Source organism: Acidimicrobiales bacterium (assembly GCA_036273495.1).
In the GTDB taxonomy this organism is placed as follows: Bacteria; Actinomycetota; Acidimicrobiia; order Acidimicrobiales; family JAJPHE01; genus DASSEU01.
The window spans coordinates 1-2,569 of record DASUHN010000172.1 but is presented as its reverse complement, the minus strand read 5'-3'; the positions used below and the strand labels follow the sequence as shown (position 1 = coordinate 2,569).

The 2,569-nt window shown below is 73.1% G+C and carries 3 protein-coding genes; all 3 read right to left on the bottom strand.

The window, feature by feature from the left end; all coding sequences use genetic code 11:
* Positions 1-190, bottom strand: a 190-nt coding sequence (locus VFW24_07265) for a hypothetical protein (protein HEX5266555.1), incomplete at its 3' end; no start/stop codon positions are given.
* A gap of 140 nt (positions 191-330) precedes the next feature.
* Positions 331-1,662: a serine/threonine-protein kinase gene (locus tag VFW24_07260; protein ID HEX5266554.1), complete on the bottom strand. Its 1,332-nt coding sequence runs from the start codon at positions 1,660-1,662 to the stop codon at positions 331-333.
* Positions 1,663-1,752: 90 nt separating this feature from the next.
* Positions 1,753-2,307 (bottom strand): nucleotidyl transferase AbiEii/AbiGii toxin family protein, encoded by a 555-nt coding sequence (locus VFW24_07255; protein HEX5266553.1) that lies wholly within the window; start codon positions 2,305-2,307, stop codon positions 1,753-1,755.
* Positions 2,308-2,569: the final 262 nt, after the last annotated feature.

The window sequence follows — 2,569 nt, the reverse complement described above, 5'->3', positions numbered from 1 at the left end:
CCCGCACCTTCTCGTAGGCGGTGGAGCGGCCCATCTTGCAGCTGGCCATCAGCCAATGGGCGCAGGACAGCCGCCCGTCCTGCTTCCAGCCCTCGGCCTGGTCGAAGCTGGCCAGGGCGTCGAGCCAGGCGGCCTCCCCGCTCTCGAGGGACCGCCGCCGGCGGACGAGCCAGGGCCCGGCGTCGAACATCGGCGCCGGGTCGTCATCAGAGGTTGATTGGTCCATGCCACCTCCCGACCACGAGGGAATCGAACATCCGTTCCCATAGGGTACGAGGAGGGTGTGGCGGTCAGCAGGAGGACGAAGCGGGCTGGAGGCGCCTCGGGCGGTCAGCCTCCGTTGCCCCCACCGGGCCCGCACAGCTGCTGGATCTGCTGGTCGAGGACATGCCGCTGATCGTCCAGGGCGTGCTTGGCGGCGCCACCCGCCGGGCCCTTCGGAAGGTCCTTCTGCTGTTGATCGAGCGCCTGGCGCTGGGCCTGGAGGGCGGCGCAGCCCGTGGTCGTCGTAGTGGACGGGGGGGCGGTGACCGGGGTGGCCAGCCGGGTGGTCGAGGTAGTGGTCGAGCGGCCCGGCTGCCGGGCCGGGCCTCCGCCGGGCCAGAGCAGCACCAACAGCAGGACGGCAAGGGCCACGGCACTGATGGCGGCGACCGCAGGCCGGCGCCACCAGGGCACGCCCGGTCGGCTCCACCCGCGCCGTCCCGGCGGCGGAGGGGGTCCCTCGTCCGGGGCCCAGGCCACGCGGGTCGTGGCCGCGGCCTCGTCTCCCACCGGCGGTAGCGGGTCCATGACGGCGGTGGCGGCGCCGACCGTCGCGGCCGCGTCCCCGAGCTCCCGGGCCATCTGGGCGGCCGAGGCGTAACGGCTGGAGGGGTCCGGAGCCAGCGCCCGCGCCGCCACCGCCGCCACGGCGGGGCTCACGTCGGGACGGGACACCACCAGCGGAGTGGACAGGCCCCGCTGGGCCGCCACCACCGCCGCCAGCGGGGTGTCCCCGGGGAACGGATAGGCCCCCGCCAGGGACTCGTGGAGGACGACGCCCGCGCCCCACAGGTCGGACTGGACGGTGGCGGGGCGCCCCTCGGCCCGCTCGGGCGGCAGGTAGCGGGGCGTGCCGATCACCTTGCTGGTCGTCGTCAGGTCCGAGCTGCCGGCGTCGGGGACCAGCGCCTTGGCTATCCCGAAGTCGGCCACCTTGGCGGTCCCGTCCGGGGAGAACAGGATGTTCCCCGGCTTGATGTCCCGGTGGACGATGCCGGCGGCGTGGGCGGCGTCCAGGGCGTCGAGCAGCTGGAGGGTCAAGCGCACGGCCTCGGCCTCGGGCAGGGCACCGGATCGCAGCCGCTCCGCCAGGCTGCCGCCGCCCACCAGCTCCATCACGATGAACGGGCGGTCGTCGTGTGCCTCGCCGACGTCGAAGACCGCCACCACGTGGCGGTGCGACAGCCGGGCCGCGGCCCGGGCCTCCCCCTCGAAGCGCTCCCGGAACGCCGGGTCCGTGGCCAGCTCGGGACGGAGGATCTTGACCGCCACGGCCCGGCCCAGGCGGGTGTCCTCGGCCCGGAACACCTCCGCCATCCCGCCCGCCCCGATGCGCGCGCCCAGTCGGTAGCGCCCCGCCAGCAGGCCCGGGTCCGGCACCGCCCCCTCGTCGCTCACTGGACTCAGTCTGGGCGAAGCCGCCCCTCCCCCGCAGCCGCCTCCTGCCCCCACGCGAGCCGAGCGGGCAAGCTTCTCGGCTCCCCGGGTTCAGAGGAGCCCGGCCAGACGCCGGTACTGCTCCGAATCCGGCCCGAGGATCTGTTCCACCCAGTCGAGGACCCGAGCCCCGTCGACCCGGGTGCCCCAAGTGACCATCTCGTCGATGTCGACCCAGTCCTTCGGTCGGTCGAACACGGCCTTGCAGATGATCAGGTGCTCAGGGGACAGGATCGGGATGTCGATCGGGCCGAACCGGACCGAGCGGGCTTCGTCCGCCATATCGTGGTGCAGCTCGAAGGTGGCGAAGAAGACGTCCAGGTAGGACCGGTCCCAGATCAGGCGTGCCTGTCCGTCGCGCCGGATCGACGTCCGATCCGCAGCCGTGACCGTCACGCCCAGGTGCCCCAGCGCCCCGAGGACCGGGTCCGCTTGCTCAGGCGCCAGCGTGACGTTCAGGTCGATGTCGGTCGTCGCCCGCGGGTTCCGGTACCAGGCGAGGGCTATTGCGCCACCGAACTGATGAGGGGCCCGCATGGACTCGAGGAGCTCGTGAACCCTGGCGATCTTCGACGCCAGGTCTCCGAGCTGTGCTCTCTGGCTCACGTCTCGGGCGGAAACGCCCCGTCTTTCCGTCGTTCGACCAGGTCGAGAAGTCGTGGGAACGCCAACGGCTCGAACGGCCGCGGGGGCTGTGAGCGGACCACCTGCTCAGCGAACCCGAGCAGGTCGATCAGCGCGTCCCCCGGGTCTCTGCGCCCCGCTGACGGCGGCGAGAACGAGCTGGCCATCCGGCGCGCCGTCTCCAAGAAACGGTTGGTCGCGTCCCGGTCTGGCGCCGGTCGCCTCGTCGGACGGGTGTTGGGGG